We start from the raw sequence: 22,181 nt of genomic DNA, 5'->3' as shown, positions 1-22,181 counted from the left end.
CGCTGGACGTGCAACCCTTATCAGGCTGCCTTATTTGACTGAAATGATTGTTCAAAATTTTCCAGCATTTGCATTTCAAATGAAGAAAATCCTGCTCGTTCACGCGCCTCCAAATTCACATAACCGCGAAAAATAAACATATCGTAACGGCGCAATAATTCACAAAACAACGTCATCGGTTCAAGTCCACGCTGTTCGCACAAATAACGATACCAATGGTTGCCAATTTGAACGTGCCCCACTTCATCGCGGTAAATAATGTCCAGCACTTCGCAAGTTGCCAAATCGCCACGCTGTTCCACTTTGGCGCGAATCGCAGGCGTAACGTCTAGTCCACGTGCCTCAAGTACACGTGGCACAAGTGCCATGCGTAAAAGTGGGTCAAAGGCGGTTTTGTATGCCATGTCCCACAAATGCCCATGCGCAGAAAAATCACCATAATCAAAATGATGTGCCAGTAATCGTGCACGCATGAGCGTAAAATGTTCGGCTTCTTCTTTTGCGACACGCAACCAATCGGCAGTAAATTGTTCAGGCAGCGTGCGAAAACGGTAAGCCGCGTCCAAAGCCAAATTAATCGCATTAAATTCAATGTGGCAAATGGCGTGCAACATAGCGGCGTAGCCTTCGGGCGTGGTTAATTTTCGTTTTTCCACTTGATTGACAGCAACCAGAATCGGTTTTTCTGGGCGACCGGCAATAGGTATATCTACAACCGTTTCGGATTGGTCTATTTTCAGGCTGCCTGAAACAAATTGTGCATAAATATCTAAGGTTAAAGCAGCTTTTTTAATAGGATTGGTTTCGCAGAGCGCGGTCTGCACAAGTAGATAGAAATTTTGCATAATTAAAATTCAGTTAAATTTAAACTGTTTTTTTATTTAAAATGAATAAATTGGCATTTCAGACAACCTTTACATTACAAAATACACCTTTTCAAGCAGCCTGAAATTCAGAATAATGACGTTTCTTGTTATGCAATAACAAATGAATTCAACCTACTGGAGATTATACAATGAAAAACTGGAAAAAAAACTTATCTGTATTGCTTACTGCCACTTTTTTGAGCAGTACCGCCCACGCTGGCGCGATTGACGCATTAAAAAAATTTAACCAAGATGCAGACGGCTTAAGTGGTAATTTCACCCAAACCGTTCAATCCAAAAAGAAAAATCAAACCAGTTCAGGCACATTTCAAATTTTACGTCCAGGCTTATTCAAATGGGATTACAAAAGCCCATATAAACAAACCATTGTGGGTGATGGCGCAAATATTTGGTTATATGATGTTGATTTAAAACAAGTAACAAAATCTAACCAAGACCAAACAATCGGCGACAGCCCAGCCGCAATTTTATCCAATAAATCCGCATTGGATGCCAGCTACATGCTAAAAGAAGACGGCACATCAGGCGACATTCAATACGTTCTTGCCACGCCCAAACGCGCCAACGCAGGCTACCAATACATTCGCATCGGCTTCCAAGGCGACAAATTAGCCGCAATGCAATTAAAAGACGGTTTTGGCAATCAAACATCCATTCGTTTCAACGGTGTAAACACCAAACCGAATTTGTCACGCGGCGCATTTAAATTTGTTGTGCCAAAAGGTGTGGACGTATTAAGCAACTGATTTAAGTCGTTGAGTTAAAAGGCAACCTGAAATCTTGCACTCCCCTATTTTCAACTTAAACCCAAAATTAAGAACCTGTATCCATAGCAAACATAAAATGGATTTTTGTCCCAGTTTGTGCGAATGTCAGGCGAATTTTATGCCAATAGCGTTCTTCCTATTGGCATAAAATTCGACGCAGCAGGCATACTAAATAGAGCAAAAAGACATCGTACTTGGCTGTGAATACAAGGTTTCTTATAACCACATTTTTCGCATCAATGATGATTTGATTTGCGCGTAAATAATGGGTGCGCTAATCAAACCCGCTAAACCAAACGCCGATTCCAAAACCAACATCGCCAACAACGCCTCCCAAGCGGACGCTTTGATTTTATGTCCGATAAAATGTGCGTTGAGAAAATATTCCAATTTATGAATGCTCATTAACCACAACAGTGATAATGTGGAGATGGTAACGCCATGATTCAAACTCAAAATCACAATAAATGTATTGGAAATCAAATTTCCCACCACAGGTAATAAACCTGCAAAAAATGTAAACACCACCAACGTCCCCGAAAGCGGTAAGGGTTTACCCATCAATGGCATCACGCCCAATAAATAAATCGCCGTCAAAAACGTATTTAAAGCCGAAATGCGAACTTGTGCAAAAAATACTTGATTGAAATCATGCAATAAATTTTGAAATTCGCTGCGTAATAGTTGCGCCAATGGTTTATCCGAAAATGGTGGTTTTAATTGAATCGCCGCCAATGCCCCAATCACCATGCCTGCCAACAAATGCCCAATTCCACGCAAAGTGTGTACGCCAGCTGTTTGAATTTGTGTGGCATGGGTTTTGAGTAAATGCGAAAACATCGCGTTAAAACCGTCTAATGTTTCAGGCAGAAATTTGGACATACTGTTTGGCAAAACCGCGTGGAGCTGATCCAGTACTAAAGCTGCCTGAAGCATCATATCCGAAAAAGAATGCGTGCTGATTCGGTCGCCGAGCCATTCTGTTATCATCACAATAATCAACACCAATATCGCCAACAGCAACAACACCGAAATCAGTGTGCCGTGTTTTTTAGGCAGCCATTTTTGCAGAGCGTTGTCAATCGCTAGAGTCAAGCCGTACACAGTCAGTGCCGAAAACAATACAATCGTTAAATGCAGCCACAACACAGGTAGCCACAACAAAATCACACCTAATAAGGTAAGTGTGAATGTTTTAATATTTAAATTTTTTTGGGTATCCATATTTTTGCATTCAAATAATTCACAAAGTAAAAACCTGTGTTCATCATCTTTCAGGCAGCCTGAAAGTCAACGCAGCAGGTGTGCTAAATGGGGCAAAAAGGCATCGCGCTTGGTTGTGAATACAGGTTCTCAAAATAATAAATTTGCCACATCGCGTGCAAAATTCCTGCCACCACGATTATCGCTACTGGTTTTAGACGTGGTAAAGGTATAGCGTTTATCGTTTTCAAAAATCAATTTAAAATGTGTGCCATCTTCAGAAATCTGAAAACCTAAATTCATCAATGCCTGTCGTGTGGGGCTGTCCATGCGAGAATAGGTGCGCATGATTTTGTGTAATTCGGCTTCTTTGGTGTTGCGCCAATCTTTTTCCATGGGATTAGCCTCCAGCAAATCGGTTAAGATGTGCTGATAGCGACTGTGTTCATGCACCTGATTTTTAAGTGAGTAATCTAAAGATTGCCGAATAAAACTTAATATTTCATTCTCATATAAATCTATTTCTTTACCGTATTGTAGCAAAATTTTGCCTTCGGATTCGGTGCGTTTATTTTCTTTGTATTGCGACATGGATTGGAAATTCAAAACCTGTTGGGTTAATTGGGCGATTTTGTTGTTTTGGTTTTTCATTTCGTTGTCTTGTGCTTGCAATAATTCGGTTAATTCTTGATTTTGTTTTTTTAATTCTGTCAATTCTTGTTGTAATTGTTCAATTACAGAATCATTTTTGGGGCAAGAATCTTCGGCGATGAATTCGGTGGTTTCGGGTATTAGCGTAGATTTAGGTGTATCGCGATAAAATTGCGCCACGCTTGCCAACCAATCCGCAGATGGCTGAATGGGATAGCATTCCGTTCGTATTAATGAATGTATTTGCCATTGCCATTTGTTACGAATTTGCTTCAACAAAATATCTATTTCTTTGGGAGAAAAGGATTTTTTTTGTGGCGACTTAGGTTTGTTCTTTTGGGTGATGGTTTTTTGGTGAATATTTTTTGTGGAAATTTTTTTGTGGGTAGGGCGTTTGGGCGATTTTGGGGGCAGTATGATTCTGCCCATGCGTATGTCTGCCAAACTTTTTTCCCAATCTATTTGTTGGAGTGCGGCGATGAGGGGTAAATGTTTTTTATTGGGTTTGCGTAGAGAATTGCGATGGGTGCGTTGCTCGCTGATAAATTCGCTGAATTTATCAGTACATTTATTTATATAATCAATAATTTCAGTATATTCGGACAGTATGTTCTGTGTCATTATTTTTTCTCACTATTGTTGTTATTGCTTTTCAGGCAGCCTGAAAGTTTTGCGTAGTATAAATGATTTTTTGATTTTTTTTGTTTTTTTGGACCGCCTTTTTGTTTTTACTTTATAATTTTAATTTTATTAATTGAATCAACCAAAATGCATCTCTCCGAATTTGACTTTGAATTACCCGAGCAACTCATCGCTCAAAATCCCCCCACCGTACGCGGTAGCAGTCGTTTGCTGGTCGCGCTGCCAAATCAACCCATTGAAGATAAAAAATTTTCTGATTTAATCAATTATATTGAAGCAGGCGACGTGCTGATTTTCAATAACACCAAAGTCATGAAAGCACGATTGTTCGGACAAAAAGCCAGTGGCGGCAAAATTGAAGCCTTGATTGAACGCGTGTTAGACGAACACACAGCTTTGGCGCATATTCGCTCGTCCAAATCACCCAAAACAGGCACAGAATTGATTTTTGATGGCGAAATCCACGCAACGATGTTAGAACGCGTGGGCGAATTATTCAAAATTCACTTTTCAGGCAGCCTGAATGTGTACGAATTGCTAGAACAACACGGCGTATTACCCTTGCCGCCTTACATTGAACGCGCAGCAGGTGCAGACGATGATGACCGCTATCAAACCGTGTATGCCAAGCATCAAGGCGCCGTCGCTGCACCCACCGCAGGGCTGCATTTCACGGACGAAATTTTAGGCAGCCTGAAAGATAAGGGCGTGGAATTTGCGGAAGTTACGTTACACGTTGGGGCTGGCACATTCCAACCCGTGCGCGTGGACAATATTGCCGAACACAAAATGCACAGTGAATGGTTTCAGATTCCCGATGCAACCGTTAGCACGATTCAAGCCGCCCAAGCGCGTGGCAACAAAATTTGGTCGGTGGGGACAACTTCATTGCGTGCGATTGAATCTGCTGCGCGTTCAGGCAGCCTGAAAGCGGGTTCGGGCGACACGGATATTTTTATTACTCCTAGATTTGAATTTCAAATAATTGACCGTTTGATTACCAATTTTCATTTGCCCAAATCCACACTGTTGATGCTGGTGTCGGCATTTTCAGGCAGCCTGAAAATCCGCGAAATTTATCAACACGCCATTGAACAAGAATACCGATTTTTCAGTTATGGCGATGCGATGATTTTGGGACGCGAGTAAGCCTGAAACCTTTGCAAAACTATCCGTCGTCATTACCGCGCAGGCGGTAATCCATTTTTAATCTTAAATAGATTTTTAATCAATCAAATAAAATCAATTATCTAAATTTTGCTATTGGATTCCCGCATTCGCGGGAATGACGAGATTTAGGTTAATTTTTGGGTTTTGCAAAGATTTCAGCCTTTGAAAAAATCAAAATTTAAGAATCTGTATTCACAGCCAAGCGCGATGGATACAGGTTCTAAAAAAACGCGCCACTTATTTTGATAAATGGCGCGTTGTTTTAACAACTAAATTATTTTAATGAATAGCCAATAGATTATTCAATAACCACGGGTGCAACAGTTGTTGGTGTTTGTGTTACGCTGGTAGCCACCACTTGCGTTACACCTTTGCTGCTGCTGTTATGGAACAATGGCGAAGTACCTGTTTTCGCGTGTTGAATACCATAATCAACCATTTTAGGTACATTTGTGCTGATATCCATACCGAAATCTACTTTTTTGCTGCTATCGATATTTTGCCCCAAATCGTTGACTTGACTATTACCCAAACCTGAACCTTCACCATACTGAATGTTAGCTGCTTGCAAAGATGTATTTTTAGCAACATCCAAATTCAAATGATTGCTGGTAATACCAGTGGCTTGAGTTTTTTTGGATTTATCAACATCAATACCTAAATTGAAGCCCGCTTTATGACCCAAAATCGTTCCATTTTGTAAATCATTAACCAAAACACTTGGTACATCTTTTGGTTTAATTTCATTTGGATTCAATCCTTTAGCTCCTTGAATGCCCAAATTAACCGCCACTTCATTGGTTACATTTTGTTGTGCGGTTGCATTCAATCCACCTTCAACTTTACCGCTCACATTGCCTGCAGTAATGGTGCTGCTGGTCAAGTTCAAGTCTTTGTTGGTATTAATGGTCAAATTATTGGTATTCACGCTGCTACCTGTGTAGGTTTTGTTCTTAGCGGTATCTACGTCAATGCTCAAACTGCCACCAGTTGGTTTGAAACCATTAGCCAGATTAGCATCTAAGCTCAATCCCACGCCAGCACCAGTACGTTTCAGGCTGCCTTCTGCACTGCCCAAGTTGATGTCGCCGTTCTTAGCATTCAAAATGGTTTGTTCAGCAGTAACATTCGTACCTGTTAAGTTAATACCTTTACCAGCATTAATTTTCAAGCCTTCGCCTTTGGTAGCTTCACCTGGTTGCAACACATTACCTTCAGTATCAGGGCTAGGTTTGCCTACAGTATCTTTGGTTTTAGCAACCAATTGGTTGGCAGTATGACTGACACCTTGTTCATGAGTTACACCGACATTGATACCAGCACCTGCACCAGTTACAACATTTTTAGACGTTACAACAGTATCGGTTGTTTGAACAGTTTCTGTAACTGTGTGAGTGCAACCACAAGCATTGGTAACTTGGTATTGAATCTCTTTTTCTTTAGTAACTTGTTCTTCTTTGTCAACCCAACCTTTGCTAACATTTGCATTCAAACCAACAGAGACATTGGTTTTTTCATGTGAATGTGTAATGGCTTGGCTATTCACATCAGCACCAGTTAACGTAACATTACCTTTAGAAATAATGCTTGCGCCATTGATATTGATGTCTTTTCCTGGATTGGCGGTTACATTCACATTACCTGACGTTGTAATCACACCAGCATGACCTGTGTTTGCTTTGGCATTTGCATAATCTACATTGACATTACCGTTAACAGAGGAAACAGCAGGTTTAATCACATCTACCGTAACACCAATGCCCAAGTTGGCATTTGCTTTAGTTGAGTTTGATGTATCGTTAGATTGATTCAAATTCACATTGCCATCTTTTGAAGTTAAATTAACTTCATTGCTCGCATTGATATTTGATGCTAAATCCAAGTTTTGTTTAGATGTGATGTTCACATTTTCAGCATTGATATGACCAATTTGTGCTTTAGTGCTGGCTTGTTTATTGTGTGAATAATTAATGCCCAAAGCCACATTAACTTTAGCACCAGTGAAATCTTTGGTACCAATAGTGGCTGTTAAATCAGCACCACCATGATTGGCTACAGAATTTGCTGTGTCAGTAGCAGCTTCATTGGTGTATTTATTGGTTGCATCAATCTTAACGTCTTTATTCGCAGTGTAATTCGTACCAACATCAGCAATATTGGCTGCTGCAACAGTAACATTATTGCCTGATACATTGGTTGCGACGGCTTGAGTGCTTTCTGCAACAGTTTTGCCACCTTTACCATAAATACCCGCATTGGCTTTAAATCCACTGCCAACAGATGCGCTTGCACCCACGAAAATACCACCAGAATGTTCTGTTGTTGTGGTGTTATCGGTGTTTTTAGCAGCAGTTTGAGTAATTTGTGTGGCTTTTTGCGTTAAATCACCAGTTGCCTTAATGTTTGTACCTTCGTGTTCAATGTTCTTATTCGCTTGTAAGGTAACATTTTCACCAGAAATACCCGATACAGCCGCTGTACCTTTAGTGTTGTCCACTTCCACAAAGCCACTATCCACACCAACACGAATGGAAACTTTTGGATCAAAGTTGGTTACACCCGCAGTTGCCTTGATGCCCACATCGGTTACACGAGCTTTGGTATCGGTTTTAACGGTATCTTGAACCGCTTCAGTAGTGATGTTTTCTGCGGTTACAGTGACATCTTTTTTCGCGTTCAATTGGCTGCCTGAAAGCGTTGCAGTTGCGCCAGATTGTAAATCAATTGAATCTGCATTCAAGTCTGAACCAGTGTGTTTATTGGTTTCAGTTGTTGTGGTTGTTTTGCTAAAGCGAATACCCACACCCCCAGTGGCTTCTGCTACTGGTTTTTGAATAGATGCGTCCACTTTGGTACTGCCTTCGGCAAAACCTTTGATGCTGGTGGATTGTTCACTGCTGGTGCTGTGAGCCGCCACTGTGGCAATATTCAAATTACCTGCGGTTTTGATGCCTAATTTTTCAGCAGCTTTCAAAGCACTGCCCAATACATTCACATTTTTATCCGATACCAATTGCAAATTAGTATTCGATGCCAAAGTAGAACCTGTTACCACTTCAGTTTGTTGATTTTTTTTCAGGCGGCTTTTGGTAATGTTGAAAATTGTACCTTGGCGTTTGTGTTGAGATTCGCTGTTGCTGGTTTTAGCGGCAGTGATATTTAAAGTGCCATTACCCGCATTCACAGATGCACTTTTATTACCTTTAACTGTGCTACCAGAAATATTCACACCTTGTTTTGCGCCAATCAATAAATCGCCTTTAGCAATCAAAGAAGTGGCTTGCAAATTTTCCCGTGTGCGTGTTTGACCATCCTCTGCGCCGCCAGCAAGACCGCCCCAATATTTGAATTTGTCATCAACTGTGCTACTGGTATTGGTTTTGGTTGTACCAAAATTCACTTTGTTTGAACTTACTACTGCGTTGCCGTTCACAGCAATTTTTGAACCCATCGCAGAAATAGTACCATCGGTTGCGTTCAAACCTAAATCACCACCTGCTTTAATTTCAGTGGCGGTAAATGTTTGAGTTACGCTGGCATTAGAGGCTTTACCTGTTTTTAATTTGCCACTTTCATTACGAACATCTACTTCGCTTTCGGTTTTGTTGGTGGTTACGTTACCAGTCAAATTCACGCCTTTTGCGCCACTCAATTTGACATCTTGACCAGCATTTAAAGCAGTACCTTGTAAATTCAGGCTGCCTGAAGCATTAACTGACGCATTGCCTGCTACTTTAATATCAGTACGATGAACAGTTTGGGTTTCTGCTACATCGGTTTTTTGATTGTGCCACAAGCCTTTATAACGGCGATTGACTTCGCTTGATTTATTTGTGGTAACAACGTTATTTGCACTAATATTATTGGCATCAATATCCAAGCTGCCTGCTTGAATGGTTGCGCCAGTGATTTGTACATTACCCGTATTAGACAACTTCAGGCTATTTGTGGCATTAATATTGCTGCCTTCATAAGTTTGGCTAGAATGAGTTTTGGTATTTTTTACTCGAACGCGATGTTCAGTTGCACTCCAGCCTTCTTGCGTAACTGGCCTATCGTTACCAGTAGTTGTTACTTGACCATCAATAACGGTATCTTTTGCATTCAATGCGATGTCTTTAGCAGCCAGTTTGGACTTGGTAACGTGTAATTTACCAGCCACATCAGTTGCTAAATTGTCTGCTTGAATATTGGCATTAGATAATGATTGTATAGCGCGGTTATCGGTTGAGTGAATGCGGATAGAGCCAGCTTTCATGCTACCGAAAATTTGACCGTCCAATACAGGCGCATTGTTTGTTTGTGCTAATTTTTCAACGGTGTTATTGGCGTAACCAACTTTATTGCTGCCTGAAACCACGTTTACCGCATCTTTAGCTTGAACTTTTGCGCCAGCGTTCACAATCACGCGTGGTGCAACCAAATCCAAAATAGACACTGCGCCAGCATTACCTTTTACATTCAACGCTGCGTTAGAACCATTTGCACCAACGGTAAAAGATTCCAATTTGCCGTTTACCACATCAGGCGTACCCACTACCAAAGAAGTACGTGGTGCATTGATGACTGTGCCACCGTTGTAAGTGATGCCATTAGGGTTAGCCAACACATAATCTGCGGCCATACCAAAAATTTCTTGCTGACCCAAAATCAAAGATGGGTTTTTGCTCACCACTTCATTCAAAATCACAGATGCGGCTTGACCTTGCAAATTATTGTTTGCACCCAATTGACCAGCCAATTGAGATTGACCTGCTTGCAATGCGTTATTCAGCACTGCACCAGCTTGGCTAACGTTATATTTGTTGAATTGGTTGTGAGACAAGCCTTGTTCATTTGGCTTCACGATGTTCACAATGTCCACGCCATTTTTTTGTGCAACTTGTGCGCCACCTTGAACGGCTTCAATATTGGCAGCGAACGCAGGTGCGCCCATATATGCCAAACTAATCACAACGGCTAATTTGCCTGAAGTGGATAATTTATATTGAGTACTGTCTTTCATGTTTTAAATCCTTGAAAATGAATATACTGAAAATTAAAACATCATGCGAAGGGAAGCCGTGATTTGACGCTGACGAATTTTGTCACTATTTTTGGAAAATGCGAAACCGTAAGCCGATTCCACACCCATTTGCCAATGATTGCCATAAGCCACATTCAAGCCCACCGCTCCACCAAACGCACGTTGCCACCCTTCATCTTTTACCCAACCTCCGTCAATCCCAATATAAGGTTCAATTGAAAATTGATTGGGCAAATACTTTTTTGCAAACAAGGTGTTTTGCGCATAAATCCCTGTATTGCCATTCAAACTATATTGATTGAACCCACGCACAGAATTGCGGTCTGTGATGCTGATTTGCTTGGTGCTATACAAATCGTCATCGCTGTGTTGCGCGGCTAAAGTGTGTTGATTGCGGATAATCCAATTGCCTTTGCGCCGATATTGTGCTAGCGATGTATTGGCAAGGAAATTTGTGAAATGACTGGAAAAAGGCGATGTATCCAAATCTTTTGCACCAAATAATCCTGTGCCACGTTCAACGGTAAAACCGCTTATCCAAATCCCTGAATCTAATGTTTGTGAATGCGATAAGCCCGTTTGCACCACGCCCAATTTGGGACTTTGCATATCAATTTTGCTGCCACCAAATTCACTCAAAATATTTAAATAATCCACGCCTAAATGTGCATAAGTAATGTGTTTTTGCCCACGAGAAATCACACGTTCTGTTTTCACGCCTGCGGCTGTGGTTTTACTATTGTAATCTAAAGCAATTTCTGTACCAGTTACGTTAAATTTTGTAATGGAACGACTGCGCGAAGTGCTGCCATATGCGCTAAACGTCCATGCACCGTAGGGGCTAATGACATTTTAGCTATAATTTCAACCAAATCAAAGCACAAGCTAATGATACAGTACTTTCATAATTACGTTTTAATTTATCGTACCGTGTTGCCAGCGCACGAAAATGCTTTAATCGTGCAAAAGCGTTTTCTACCAAGTGCCTGATTTTATATAAATACCAATCTGTGCCCACATTAAGATGTTCTCTATTTTTCTTATATGGAATATTGGCTTTACTTTGTTTAGACTGAATTAACCGACGAAAAGTATCACTGTCAAAACCCCTATCAGCACACACGGTTTCATTATCACTTAAATCCAATTGTGCCAATAAATCAGGCGCAACAACAATATCATTTACATTACCAGCTGTAATGATAAATTCAATTGGATTACCACAAGCATCAACCGCTAAATGAATTTTAGACGTATGACCACCGATACTCTTACCAACAGCTTGATGCGTAATGGATTGTTTACCCATACCGTGTTGATGAACGCGGATATGGCTACCGTCCATAAAGACCCATTCCATATCGGGTGTATCTACCAAATGTTTGAATAATCGGGTAAAAATACCGCGTTTAGACCAGCGATTGAAACTTTGGTAAAGGCTGTTTGCTTTACCAAAATAACTAGGTATATCAGCCCATTGGCAGCCTGTACGTAAGCGAAATAGGATACCTTCTACTGTTTTGCGTAAATTTTTCTTGCGATAAATGCCAAGCTGTTTCAAAATAGGCAACAGTCTTGACCATGTTTCATTTGTAAGCGTGTTTCGGGACATGGCAAAGGTTTGGGATGGTTGCGTGGAAACAATATCTTAAATCCTTTGCCTCTTTTTTTGAATTGTCAATAGCCCCTAGGGTAAACTGTAATAAATATTGGCACCACGATTAAAATGACCATTACCTTGAGCCGTGTTGCTGTACGCACCCAAATACACGCTGTCGGATAATCCCAATGGACTTGCCACACCTGCATTAGCACGAATTACGCCACGATTATTTTTGTTGCCTTTATTATCTATGGCGACTTGTCCAAACCAACCTTTGCTTTTTTGATTTTGTAATGCGATAGACGCTGTGCCATCATCGTGTGGATACACGTCCATGCTGACTTGATTGCCTGTTAATTTATTCGCTTGTTCAATACCTTGGTCTAAATAGCGAATATTGACGGGCTGATTTTTGTGATTGGGAAACAGTGTGCCGATATTAACCGTGCGACTGCCGCCCGTGATTTCACGAATCCGCATTTCTTTGACTTTGAAAATGACGGTGTCATCTTGTTGGATAAAATCAATTTGTGTACCAGCAAAGCCTGCTTTAATATAAGCAGCTGTAATTTCACGGCTTAATTTGTTGAGATTGGCTTCGCTCACGCATTCAGGCAGCCTGAAAGTGTGAGCATCAACCAACGTGATGCCTTGCAATTGAATTTTTTGATTAGGAAGACATTCTGAATTTTCAGACTGCGTATTTTGTTCATCAGGCTGCGTGGTAGAGGAATTTTGCTTTTGTTGCAATTTCCACGCGCTTTCTTCACGTTGTGCATCTTCAATGGCGCGAATTTCTTGGCGATTATTGCGCCATTCGTCGTTGATGGCATTGGGTGGTGTGGGCAAATCCGCTGCCTGAGTCGTTGCTGACAACACAATTAAAGGGAAAATTACGTGTTTCATAATTTGAAGTTAGGTAATGAAAGAAAATAATTGATACAAAATTGCATTATTATCTAATTTAACTCACTGAAAGTAAAATTTTTTGTATCAAAGATATTCATTTTAGCCACGCAAATTTGCCATTTTGCTTGCAAAACTCATTCGGATTTGATTGAGAAAGTTTTCAGGCAGCCTGAAAACCAAAACGCAGACAAAATGTCTGCGTTTCCTGATTATTTATGGTCGTTTAAAATTAAAAATATCACTGTGTTGCCGGCTATAAAAAATTTTTATTTTCTTGAAAATTCAATCTTTATCAGGCAAAACCGCATTCAAAATCATCGCCAATAAAGCACACAACCCCACACCCGCTAACGCCACATCACCTATTTTGACCACCATGCCGCCGAGTCCCACCGTTAATGTAGAGCTGGCAATAACCAAATTTTTGGGGCGTATCAAATCCACTTTCGCATCAATCAGCGTTTTCAAACCCAATGACGCAATCGTCCCAAACAGCAACAGCATCACGCCCCCCATCACAGGCAACGGAATGGATGCCAAAAACGCATTGAATTTACCCAAAAAAGCCATACAAATCGCAAAAATTGCCGCCCAAGTCATGATAATGGGGTTGCTGTTTTTGGTAATCATCACCGCACCCGTTACTTCACCGTAAGTCGTAACAGGCGGCCCACCCAATAAACCCGCCACACATACACCCAAACCATCGCCCGTCAGCGTTTTGTCTAAACCTGGATTTTTGGTGTAATCCTGACCCGTTACCGCGCCAATTGCCATGATGCCGCCAATGTGTTCAATCGCAGGAGCAATCGCTACAGGCAGCATGAAAAGTGCCGCAGACCAATTTATTTCGGGTTTTGTGAATTCGGGTACAGCAAACCACGGCGCATCAAGCACCGCCTGAAAATGCACTTCACCCAATATCGCCGCAAACACATAACCCGATGCCACACCAATTAAAATCGGGATTAATTTCATCATTTTGCTGCCAAATACTGTAACCAACACCGTTACGCCAAATGTAAATGCCGAAATCAATACCGCTGTGCCATATTCCATCATTTGTGTATCGCCTGATTTGCCAACTGCCATGCTGCTGGCAGAATTGGCTACTGACAAACCAATTACCATAATCACAGGACCAATTACAACAGGTGGCAACAATTTATGCACCGCTTCCAACCCACGCCAACGAATTAATCCAGCAAAGATAAAATACATAAAGCCAGCCGCAAACAAACCAAACATTGTTGCGCCGACACCCCATTGCGTTTTTGCCGCAATAATCGGCGCGATAAACGCAAATGATGAACCCAAAAAAATAGGTACTTTACGTTTTGTCACCAACTGAAACAATAAAGTACCCAAACCCGCACCCAGCAAAGCCAGTGCAGGATTTAAACCCGTTAATAAAGGAACAAGCACCATAGCACCAAACGCCACAAATAAAATTTGTGCGCCAGCCAGTGCTGTTTTTGCGTGATGTAACATAATCTCCAATCCATTCCATTTGAACAAAAGAAACGGCTCGGATTATAGCCGATTGGCGTATTTTCACGCATGGAAATTCACAAAATATTTTTGCAGGCAGCCTGCGCATTCACGAAAATGAAAAACGCTTATTCAATAACAATCCACCCCACAAAACCATCAACATCAGTGCAAAAAACAGTAACGACCACATCGGTAATGCCACACCCAATATCTTGTAGACTTCGCCACATACACCCGTCCCACGAATAATCGGCTCATATAAATCAAACAAGGGCGCACCACGCAGCCTGAACGTCCACGGCGCACCACAAGAGGGCTGTTCTGTTATCGGTAAACTTTGAATATACAATTGTTTTGCCGCAATATACCCCCCAAATACCGCAGGTATACTTGCCAACATCACCGCCAACCCACGCGCCCAACTTTTCGCTACTGGCAACAATAAACTTATTCCAGCCATTAACGTCATAACCATCATGGCAACGCGTTGTTGAATGCACATCACGCACGGATTCAGCCCCATCACATATTGCGCCAATAATGATGACAAGCTCCCCATCAAACCAATCGCAAACACCACCATCAACACTTTACGATACCACGCCAACCCACGCCATTTTATTGCTAAACTCATTACCTATATTCCCATTTAGAAAAAACCAATCATTATAGAACCAAATCCATTAAATTGGCATGGTCTTTTATAGTCGTTTAAAATTAAAAAGATGACTATGCTGTTTCAGGCAGCCTGAAAAATGGTTTACAATTTGCCACATTTTTTCAGGCTGCCTGAAAATTATTTTTCATTCAAAAATGAGACGATTATCATGAAATTACTCCCAGACACACGCCCCTATCCCACCGATCCTGTGAAAAATGATTTGCTGCTTTACGCCAAACAAATCGCCCACCAAAGCACAGGGCGCAGCCTAGCCGTTGAGCAACTTCGTAGTAAAATCAATGAAATGTTAGCGCAAAACTTTTATTTGGGTTTGTCTGTGGCAATGAGTATGTCGCCTGATGCACCCACCTACACCGCGTTAATGGACAGCTTGGACGATGTACTAAAAGCCAAATCCGACGATGAAATTCAATGGTTTGCCTTGCCTGTGGTGCTGGTGTCGGGGACAAAAAAAGCGACCGAATTAACCCATCATGCACCCACGATGGAACTGGCAGCGTGTTTGGCAAATTACCCGACTACACGCCCACTGAGTCGCGCCCAATGGTTGCCGCAACTGATTCGTGCCGAAGATTTTGCACAAATCAAACCCGATGCTTGGTACGCCGCCAAACAAAATCTTCAGGCAGCTGAACAATTTGCGGCTAGTTTACCGACTACCGCGTTGTGTATGCCTGCTGATCAATCTGTTCATGTGGTGTATGCGTTGGGTTATGGTGATGTGAATCTTCAGGCTGCCTTAGGGCAACCGTTGCGCGATGCAGCTTTACCATTGATGCAGGTATGGCAAGAAAATTTAGCAGTAAAAGGCGTTACCCTGTTTGCCAATCCACTTGCTGCCAATACGCCGTTAGCTGCGCTTGCTGAAGCCAACCATATGCGCCTACGCATGGCATTAGATGTGTTTGCGGCGAATGCGATTCGGGCGATTCGAATGCAATGTCCGCGCGTGGGCGTGGTAATGGCTGCCAGAGCAGGCGGAAAATTAGAATTTGGTTTTGGGGCAGCGGAAGCAGCGTATGGCTTGCAACCACAGGTGTTTACATGGACATTGTCGCCACGCGAAAATATTGGCGTGGTGCAACAAAATTTCTTAGATTTAATGGTAGATTGCCAAGTGGAAAACATCACGCAATTAAATGAACCACTTGGCGAAGATGAAGAGTTGCCGACTTATCCTCAAGCGCAGGAATATTCGGGATTTAATCCATTATTTCAGGCTGCCTGAAACACGGATTAACGTCCATTGTTGGGTAATTCTTCTTCAGTTAATGGTTTGATTTGCCAAATTTTTTCGCAATATTCTGCAATAGAGCGGTCAGACGAGAAATAACCCATGTTCGCGATATTCACAATGGCAGATTTGCGCCATGCAGCTTGATTACGGTAATGTTCATCAACGCGGGTTTGCACATTCGCATAGCTGCGGAAATCCGCGTAACGCTGATAAAAATCTCCATTATGCATCAAACTATTATAGCGATTTGGGTCTTCTGGTGAAAACATTCCCTGCGCAATGGCTTGGACGGTGTTACGCAAATCCATATCGTTGTCAATGAAATCGTATGGATTGTAGCCATTGTGGCGCAACGCTTGAACTTGTTCCACTGAATGACCGAAAATAAAGCTATGTTCATCGCCGACACGTTCGTGGATTTCCACGTTTGCGCCGTCAAATGTGCCAATGGTTAATGCGCCATTTAAGGCAAATTTCATGTTGCTGGTGCCTGATGCTTCTGTGCCTGCCAATGAAATTTGTTCCGATAAATCGGCGGCTGGAATAATGATTTGTGCCAAACTCACGCCATAATTTGGAATAAACACCACTTTAATCAAATCTCTAATGCGTTCATCTGAATTGATGGTTTTTGCAATATCATTAATTAAATGAATGGTTTGTTTTGCTTCCACATAAGCAGATGCTGCCTTACCTGCCAAAATAAATACGCGTGGTTGCCAATTGGCATTGGGATTTGCCAAAATATGCAAATAGCGATTTACGATGTGTAATACGTTCATGGATTGGCGTTTGTAAGCGTGAATGCGCTTGATTTGCACGTCAAATAGCGCGTCTGGGTTGATGTGAATATTTAATTCACGCGCCACATAATCCGCCAAACGTTCTTTGGCTTGACGTTTGACTTGTGCAAAGGCAGCCTGAACATTTGCATCATCAGCCAAATCATTGAGTTTGGTTAATTTATCCAAATGCAAACGCCAATCCGATTCGCCTAAATAATTATCCAACAAATTCGCTAATGGTGGATTGGCAATTTCAATCCAACGGCGTGGCGTTACCCCATTGGTTACATTCAAGAAACGGTCTGGATACAATTGCGCGAAATCTGCAAAAATAGACGTTTTCATCAAATCAGAGTGAATTTTCGCTACACCATTGACTTTGTGAGAGGTAACCACAGCCAACCATGCCATGCGGACACGGCGGTCATTGCCTTCTTGAATGATGGAAACGCGTTTCACGAATTCTTCATCAAAACCTTGTTCGCGTACAAATGCAAGGAATTTGGCATTGATTTTATAGATAATATCCAAATGACGGGGCAATAAATGCGCCATTAAACCCACCGACCATGTTTCCAACGCTTCACTCATTAACGTGTGATTGGTATAGGAGAAAACGCGTTGGCAAATATCCCATGCCTCGTCAAAATTCAGTTGATGCACGTCAATCAAAATTCGCATTAATTCAGGAATCGCCAAAACGGGGTGCGTGTCATTTAAGTGAATCGCTACCGTATCTGCCAATGTACGAATATCATTCGCACGACACAAATGACGTGCCACGATATCTTGCACCGATGCCGACACCAAAAAATATTCTTGTTTTAAACGCAACTCGCGTCCCGCTTCGGTAGAATCATTAGGGTACAAAACACGCGCAATGTTTTCATCATTCATTTTTTCGTTTATTGCGTCAATGTAATTGCCTGAATTAAAACAATCTAAATTGAATAAATTGGCGGTATGAGCCGTCCACAAACGTAACGGATTGGCCACTTGTGCGCCGTATCCAGGGATAATTTCATCGTAAGCAATGGCTTCAATTTCATCATTGGGCTGCCACACCGTACGTTCGCCATCTTGATAAATGTGTCCACCAAAATTCACAGCGAAACGTTTATTGGGGCGATGAAATTCCCATTCCATATCGTCTTCTAGCCACAAATCGGGTTTTTCAATTTGTTGTCCGTCCACGATTTCTTGTTTGAACATACCGTATTGATAACGAATCCCATAACCCACTGCAGGAATGCGCAAAGTCGCCAATGAATCCAAAAAACACGCCGCCAAACGTCCTAAACCACCATTACCCAATCCTGGGTCTGCCTCGTGTTCGGCAATGCTTTCTAAATCCAAACCCAATTCATTAAATGCTTGTTTAAATTGATTATATAAATTTTGATTGACCAACGCATTGGTAAAAGCGCGTCCCATCAAAAATTCCATAGAAAGATAATAAACCATGCGTTTTTGACCATTTTCATGGGCGCGGCGTGTTTGTAAGAAACTTTCCGTCATCAAATCGCGCACCGCAAACATCGCGGCATTTAGCCAATTTTCAGACGTGGCATCTTTCGGGTCTACACCCAAAATAAAAATGAGTTTGTACACGATGGATTGACGAATTTTTTCCACACTCGGCAAAGGCATGGTGTACTCGTATTCTTTAAAATGTAGTGTATTTTCAGACATTTGATTGACTTTCTACAAATTTGTATGGGTAAAGGAATTATATTTCAGGCAGCCTGAAAAAGGGAAATGGTTTTTTTGAATGATTTTTCAGTCTTTCAGCGTTTACCAAAAATCGCAGTTCCCACTCGCACCATGGTTGCACCACATTCAATTGCCACGTTCATATCGCCACTCATGCCCATAGACAACGTATCGGCATTCGGTGCAATGGTTTGCAATTGGCGCAATAATTCAGCCATGCGATTGAATTGTTGGCGCAATTCGGTTTCGGTAGCATTGGCTTGCGCCACGCACATCAAACCACGCAGACGCAATTTAGACAAACTCAACACCGTTCGTGCCAATGGCAACAACTCATCGGGTTGAATGCCATGTTTGGTTCTTTCGTTAGCAATGTTGATTTCTATGCAAATATTAAGCGGCGGCAATGAGTCGGGGCGTTGTTCGTGAAGTCGTTCAGCGATTTTGGCACGATCCAAAGTGTGTAACCAATGGGCGTGTTCTGCTACGGCACGGGTTTTATTGGATTGAACATGACCAATAATATGCCATTGAATTTCATTACAATCCATTAATTGAATGGTTTTTTCTTGCCATTCTTGAATATAATTTTCGCCAAAATCGCGTTGTCCATGTTGATACAATTGACGAATATCGGCGGCGGGAAATGTTTTACTGACCGCAATCAAATTCACGCTGCCTGAAACGCGCTGCGCATTTTGTTCGGCGATGCGAATTTGTTGCAAAACAGATTGGCGATTGTGTTCTAATTTCATCATATTTGTTCGCGAAAAAGTACATATGTTACGCCAAAACTTGCTTTTCAGGCAGCCTGAAAGACATTTTGATATAATCAAATTTCTTAAATTTTACATTGGGCAAAATCATGCCACTTATTCAAACCTTACCGCAAGGCAAATTAGACATCATCGGCGACATACACGGACAATATGAAGCCTTGCAAAATTTACTCCATTATCTCGGCTACGACCCAAATGGCAAACATCCACAAGGACGCAAAATTGTGTTGGTGGGCGATTTGGTGGACAGGGGGGAAAATTCGCCTGCGGTGTTGGCGTGGTTTCAGCAAGCGCATCAATTGGGCTATGCCTACATGGTTTTGGGTAATCACGAAATCAATTTGTTAATGAATGAACCTAAAGACGGTTCGGGTTGGTTTTTCAACAGCCGTGCTGAAAAAGACGCACACAACTACGCCCCTTGGGAAAGGCTGCCTGAAAATCAAAAACGTCATTTGATTGATTTTCTCAAAACACAACCGTTGGTTTTGCAACGTTCTGATTTACGAATTGTTCATGCGGCGTGGCTGCCTGAAAGCATTGCCAAATTAGCGGAACATAATCATGAGGATATTGTGAATTTGCATCAAGAATGGGAAGAGCATCATCATTGTTGTACCAAACATGCGCCTTGGTTTGATGCCTATCTGCAAGAGCAACGCCAACACGCACATGATTTAGAAAATCCCAGCAAAACACCGCCGATGTTGCATTACACCGCCATACACGATGTGTACAAAAGTACCATTAATCCGATTCGTGCTTTGACGTGTGGCATAGAAACGGTGGCGGTTGAGCCGTTTTATGCGAGTGGGCGTTGGCGGTTTTCGGTGCGTTATCCGTGGTGGGACGATTATCAAGATGCGGTGCCGATTATTATTGGGCATTATTGGCGACAATGGCACAACACGCGCAAGCCGCCAAAACATCGTGAAAATACGTTTACTGTGCCGCCACATCATTGGCATGGAGCGCGTAACAATGTGTTTTGTTGTGATTTTTCTGTTGGGGCGCGTTGGCGGGATCGCAAAAAAGCGATTGCACCGAGTCAATCCGAATACCGTTTGGCAGCACTTAGATTTCCTGAAAAAACATTGGTGTTTGACAATGGCGAAATTGTGCAAACGCAATTTGGTTAAGAACCTGTATTCATAGCCAACGTGAAATGAATTTTTGTCCCAGTTGGTGCGAATGTCAGGCGAATTTTGTGTCAATAGCGTTCCTATTGGCATGAAATTCAACGCAACAGGCGTGCCAAATGGGGCAAAAAGACATCGCGCTTGGCTGTGAATACAGGTTCTAAATCTAATCAAAAGCGCGGATTCAGTGAATATTGCTGAATTCGCGTTTTTTTCAGGCAGCCTGAAAATAATAAAAAGCTTGCAACCCTAAGATTGCAAGCCTTTTTTCGTTAATCCATTCTAAATAAAATCATTTAGATTAGAATTTATGTGACAGACCCACGCCAACAGTGCCTTTTTTCAGTTTTACGCTAGATTCATTTGGAACAGGTTGTTTGAATTCTAAATAACCTACTTGACCATTTAAAGCAGTGCGTTTAGACAACAAGTAGTCTGCACCCACTACACCTTGGATGTATTTCGCCTTATCCAACGATACGTTATCATCACTAGCATCAACAGTTTTAATACCGAAACCGTATGCAGCAGAACCTTTCAAACGTAAGCTATCATTTAAAGTGTAAGCCACAGTACCAGCAACTTCTTGGCTGCGTTTGATAACTGAATCTTTAAGGTCAAATACGTCAACTGTTTTGTCACCAATCAACGAACCAACGGTATCAACATAACGACCTTGTTGGTAAGATACACCAGCCAACCAGTTATTAGCATCGTAACCTACGTTGGCAACAGCTTGGTAACCGTCTTTGCCAGCAGGGATTGTACCAACATCTTTATTGCCTGCTTGAGCATTTTTCACATAGGTACCAGCTACATCAGCAAAGAAACCTGAGTTTTCATAGCCAACTTTGGCACCGTAAATTGCACTGTCTTTAGTTTTGTTATAACTATTAAAAGAGAATTTATCGCCGTTATTGTTGTCGCTAGGAGAAACGTAGGCTTGAGCAGAGAAACCAGCCATATTAGGCGTTTCGTAGCTGATTGCACCAGCACGTTTAACCGCAGCATTACTACGAGTATAAGTACCTAAACCAGCAGCAGAATCATCGTATTCCCAAACATCTAAACGACCATTTGCTGTTTTCACTGGTGTCTCGATGTAACCTGCTTTCACAGTACCGAAGTCGCCATTCAAACCGATGAAAGAATCGCGTGTACCAAATACTTTCTCGTTATCAGGACCACCGATGCTTACTTTTTGTTCCAATTGCCAAATAGCACGCAAGTTGTTGCTCAAATCTTCATGACCTTTGAAGCCAATGCGTGAACCGTAATCCACGATGTGAGTCAAAGTGCCTTTCTTTGTGTCTTTCTCGGCTTTAGTGAAGTTTTTAGATACTTCCACACCACCTTTAATTTGACCATACAAAACCACATCGGCAGATGCAGCCAAAGGTAAGCTTACCAAAGCCAAAGCAATAAGGGTTTTTTTCATTTCTGTCATTCCTTAAATTGAGAAATAAAATAACGAAATTTGTTTACAAAATTCGC

Annotated in this window: 16 protein-coding genes; 4 read left to right on the top strand and 12 right to left on the bottom strand. The window is 41.8% G+C overall.

What is annotated here, in order from left to right; all coding sequences use genetic code 11:
• Positions 1-20: 20 nt before the first annotated feature.
• Complete coding sequence (locus BWP33_RS00610) at positions 21-845, bottom strand: ferritin-like domain-containing protein (protein ID WP_002641303.1); 825 nt, start codon at positions 843-845, stop codon at positions 21-23.
• Between the two features lie 170 nt (positions 846-1,015).
• Between BWP33_RS00610 and lolA the strand changes: the two genes are divergently transcribed.
• On the top strand, positions 1,016-1,633 hold the full coding sequence (lolA, locus tag BWP33_RS00605; RefSeq protein ID WP_002641304.1) for an outer membrane lipoprotein periplasmic chaperone LolA: 618 nt from the start codon (positions 1,016-1,018) through the stop codon (positions 1,631-1,633).
• A 237-nt stretch (positions 1,634-1,870) separates the two neighbouring features.
• Here lolA and BWP33_RS00600 read toward each other — a convergent pair whose 3' ends face one another.
• Both BWP33_RS00600 and BWP33_RS00595 read right to left on the bottom strand, forming a co-directional pair.
• Positions 1,871-2,878 (bottom strand): AI-2E family transporter, encoded by a 1,008-nt coding sequence (locus BWP33_RS00600; protein ID WP_002641305.1) that lies wholly within the window; start codon positions 2,876-2,878, stop codon positions 1,871-1,873.
• Positions 2,879-3,007: 129 nt separating this feature from the next.
• A complete protein-coding gene (locus BWP33_RS00595) occupies positions 3,008-4,129 on the bottom strand; it encodes a hypothetical protein (RefSeq protein WP_002641306.1) in 1,122 nt (373 codons plus the stop codon).
• A gap of 147 nt (positions 4,130-4,276) precedes the next feature.
• On the opposite strand from BWP33_RS00595, the gene queA reads away from it, so the two are divergent.
• Positions 4,277-5,299 carry a tRNA preQ1(34) S-adenosylmethionine ribosyltransferase-isomerase QueA gene (gene queA, locus BWP33_RS00590; RefSeq protein ID WP_002641307.1) on the top strand — a complete coding sequence of 341 codons (1,023 nt, stop codon included), beginning with the start codon at positions 4,277-4,279 and terminating at the stop codon, positions 5,297-5,299.
• A gap of 319 nt (positions 5,300-5,618) precedes the next feature.
• Here queA and BWP33_RS00585 read toward each other — a convergent pair whose 3' ends face one another.
• The 6 genes from BWP33_RS00585 to BWP33_RS00560 form a co-directional block, all read right to left on the bottom strand.
• Positions 5,619-10,325 (bottom strand): hemagglutinin repeat-containing protein, encoded by a 4,707-nt coding sequence (locus BWP33_RS00585; RefSeq protein WP_002641308.1) that lies wholly within the window; start codon positions 10,323-10,325, stop codon positions 5,619-5,621.
• Positions 10,326-10,358: 33 nt separating this feature from the next.
• A complete protein-coding gene (locus BWP33_RS00580) occupies positions 10,359-11,192 on the bottom strand; it encodes a ShlB/FhaC/HecB family hemolysin secretion/activation protein (RefSeq protein ID WP_081578979.1) in 834 nt (277 codons plus the stop codon).
• Positions 11,193-11,202: 10 nt separating this feature from the next.
• Positions 11,203-11,958 carry an IS5 family transposase gene (locus BWP33_RS00575; protein ID WP_002641156.1) on the bottom strand — a complete coding sequence of 252 codons (756 nt, stop codon included), beginning with the start codon at positions 11,956-11,958 and terminating at the stop codon, positions 11,203-11,205.
• 75 nt (positions 11,959-12,033) lie between these two features.
• Positions 12,034-12,855, bottom strand: a complete 822-nt coding sequence (locus tag BWP33_RS00570; RefSeq protein WP_002642624.1) for a ShlB/FhaC/HecB family hemolysin secretion/activation protein — start codon at positions 12,853-12,855, stop codon at positions 12,034-12,036.
• A 285-nt stretch (positions 12,856-13,140) separates the two neighbouring features.
• Positions 13,141-14,349 carry a uracil-xanthine permease family protein gene (locus BWP33_RS00565; protein ID WP_002642625.1) on the bottom strand — a complete coding sequence of 403 codons (1,209 nt, stop codon included), beginning with the start codon at positions 14,347-14,349 and terminating at the stop codon, positions 13,141-13,143.
• A gap of 109 nt (positions 14,350-14,458) precedes the next feature.
• The gene (locus BWP33_RS00560; RefSeq protein WP_002642626.1) at positions 14,459-14,986 is read right to left on the bottom strand and encodes a disulfide bond formation protein B; all 528 of its coding nucleotides are present in this window, start codon (positions 14,984-14,986) and stop codon (positions 14,459-14,461) included.
• 193 nt (positions 14,987-15,179) lie between these two features.
• Between BWP33_RS00560 and BWP33_RS00555 the strand changes: the two genes are divergently transcribed.
• A complete protein-coding gene (locus BWP33_RS00555; RefSeq protein WP_002642627.1) occupies positions 15,180-16,262 on the top strand; it encodes a hypothetical protein in 1,083 nt (360 codons plus the stop codon).
• Between the two features lie 8 nt (positions 16,263-16,270).
• Here the strand turns inward: BWP33_RS00555 and BWP33_RS00550 are convergent, their stop codons facing one another.
• Both BWP33_RS00550 and BWP33_RS00545 read right to left on the bottom strand, forming a co-directional pair.
• Entirely contained in the window at positions 16,271-18,748 is a 2,478-nt protein-coding gene (locus tag BWP33_RS00550; RefSeq protein ID WP_002642628.1) for a glycogen/starch/alpha-glucan phosphorylase, read from the bottom strand.
• Positions 18,749-18,843: 95 nt separating this feature from the next.
• Positions 18,844-19,527, bottom strand: a complete 684-nt coding sequence (locus BWP33_RS00545; protein WP_002642629.1) for a YggS family pyridoxal phosphate-dependent enzyme — start codon at positions 19,525-19,527, stop codon at positions 18,844-18,846.
• A gap of 107 nt (positions 19,528-19,634) precedes the next feature.
• Here BWP33_RS00545 and BWP33_RS00540 point away from each other — a divergent pair, with 107 nt between their 5' ends.
• A complete protein-coding gene (locus tag BWP33_RS00540; protein WP_002642630.1) occupies positions 19,635-20,687 on the top strand; it encodes a metallophosphoesterase in 1,053 nt (350 codons plus the stop codon).
• 301 nt (positions 20,688-20,988) lie between these two features.
• Here the strand turns inward: BWP33_RS00540 and BWP33_RS00535 are convergent, their stop codons facing one another.
• Positions 20,989-22,125: a porin gene (locus BWP33_RS00535; RefSeq protein WP_002642631.1), complete on the bottom strand. Its 1,137-nt coding sequence runs from the start codon at positions 22,123-22,125 to the stop codon at positions 20,989-20,991.
• Between the last annotated feature and the right edge of the window lie 56 nt (positions 22,126-22,181).

Source organism: Simonsiella muelleri ATCC 29453, assembly GCF_002951835.1.
Taxonomy (GTDB): domain Bacteria; phylum Pseudomonadota; class Gammaproteobacteria; order Burkholderiales; family Neisseriaceae; genus Simonsiella; species Simonsiella muelleri.
This window is presented reverse-complemented; position numbering and strand designations above follow the sequence as displayed.

Bases quoted from the DNA above. Each gene is read 5' to 3' on its own strand.
- BWP33_RS00610 (WP_002641303.1), bottom strand. From the start codon at position 845: ATGCAAAATTTCTATCTACTTGTGCAGACCGCGCTCTGCGAAACCAAT.
- lolA (WP_002641304.1), top strand. From the start codon at position 1,016: ATGAAAAACTGGAAAAAAAACTTATCTGTATTGCTTACTGCCACTTTT.
- BWP33_RS00600 (WP_002641305.1), bottom strand. From the start codon at position 2,878: ATGGATACCCAAAAAAATTTAAATATTAAAACATTCACACTTACCTTA.
- BWP33_RS00595 (WP_002641306.1), bottom strand. From the start codon at position 4,129: ATGACACAGAACATACTGTCCGAATATACTGAAATTATTGATTATATA.
- queA (WP_002641307.1), top strand. From the start codon at position 4,277: ATGCATCTCTCCGAATTTGACTTTGAATTACCCGAGCAACTCATCGCT.
- BWP33_RS00585 (WP_002641308.1), bottom strand. From the start codon at position 10,325: ATGAAAGACAGTACTCAATATAAATTATCCACTTCAGGCAAATTAGCC.
- BWP33_RS00575 (WP_002641156.1), bottom strand. From the start codon at position 11,958: ATGTCCCGAAACACGCTTACAAATGAAACATGGTCAAGACTGTTGCCT.
- BWP33_RS00570 (WP_002642624.1), bottom strand. From the start codon at position 12,855: ATGAAACACGTAATTTTCCCTTTAATTGTGTTGTCAGCAACGACTCAG.
- BWP33_RS00565 (WP_002642625.1), bottom strand. From the start codon at position 14,349: ATGTTACATCACGCAAAAACAGCACTGGCTGGCGCACAAATTTTATTT.
- BWP33_RS00560 (WP_002642626.1), bottom strand. From the start codon at position 14,986: ATGAGTTTAGCAATAAAATGGCGTGGGTTGGCGTGGTATCGTAAAGTG.
- BWP33_RS00555 (WP_002642627.1), top strand. From the start codon at position 15,180: ATGAAATTACTCCCAGACACACGCCCCTATCCCACCGATCCTGTGAAA.
- BWP33_RS00550 (WP_002642628.1), bottom strand. From the start codon at position 18,748: ATGTCTGAAAATACACTACATTTTAAAGAATACGAGTACACCATGCCT.
- BWP33_RS00545 (WP_002642629.1), bottom strand. From the start codon at position 19,527: ATGATGAAATTAGAACACAATCGCCAATCTGTTTTGCAACAAATTCGC.
- BWP33_RS00540 (WP_002642630.1), top strand. From the start codon at position 19,635: ATGCCACTTATTCAAACCTTACCGCAAGGCAAATTAGACATCATCGGC.
- BWP33_RS00535 (WP_002642631.1), bottom strand. From the start codon at position 22,125: ATGAAAAAAACCCTTATTGCTTTGGCTTTGGTAAGCTTACCTTTGGCT.